Below are 767 nucleotides of genomic sequence, written 5' to 3'. Positions count from 1 at the left end.
GGCGTCCACCTCGTCCGCCATGAGGCCCCGTCATGTCGCGCTGGCCGTGCTGGTCGCCGCGGTCTGGGGTCTGAACTTCGTGCTGATCGAGGTCGGCCTGCACGACTTCCCGCCGCTGCTGTTCTGCGCGCTGCGGTTCGCCGTGGTGGCGCTGCCCGCGGTGTTCCTGGTCGGCCCGCCGCGGGTGGCGTGGCGCTGGGTGCTCGGGGTCGGGACGGTGCTCGGGGTGGTGAAGTTCGGGCTGCTGTTCCTCGGCATGCACGCCGGAATGCCGGCCGGACTGTCCTCGCTGGTGCTGCAGGGCCAGGCCGGGTTCACCGCGCTGTTCGCCGCGGGGATGCTGCGCGAACGACCCGCGCCGGTGCGCACCGCCGGCCTCGCCCTGGCCTTCGCCGGCATCGCGCTGGTCGCCGTCGACCACGGCGTGCACGGCCCGGTCGGCGGGTTCGCGATGCTGATCGGCGCGGCCGCGGCCTGGGGCCTGGCCAACGTGCTGACCCGCAAGGCCGCCCCGCCGGACGCGCTGCGCTGGATGGTCTGGGTCTCCGCCGTACCGCCGCTGCCGCTGCTCGCGCTGTCGCTGCTGGTCGAGGGCCCCACCGCGGACTGGGCCGCGCTGCGCGGCATCGGCTGGCCGGGCGTCGGCGTGGTGCTGTACGTCGGGCTGGTCTCCACGCTGTTCGGGTTCGTCGCCTGGAGCCACCTGCTGCGCCGCTACGACGCCTCGGTGGTGGCCCCGTTCTCGCTGCTGGTGCCGGTGTTCGGGA

1 pseudogene is annotated in these 767 nt (G+C 74.7%); it reads left to right on the top strand.

The features are described 5' to 3' along the window. Positions 1 to 19 precede the first annotated feature (19 nt). Positions 20 to 767, top strand: a pseudogene (locus IEZ12_RS31980) (EamA family transporter); the annotation flags it as partial.

Origin of the sequence: Kitasatospora griseola, assembly GCF_014648555.1 — a bacterium.
GTDB lineage: Bacteria > Actinomycetota > Actinomycetes > Streptomycetales > Streptomycetaceae > Kitasatospora > Kitasatospora griseola.
Note: the sequence above shows the minus strand (reverse complement) of the source record. Positions and strands in the feature narration are given on the sequence as shown.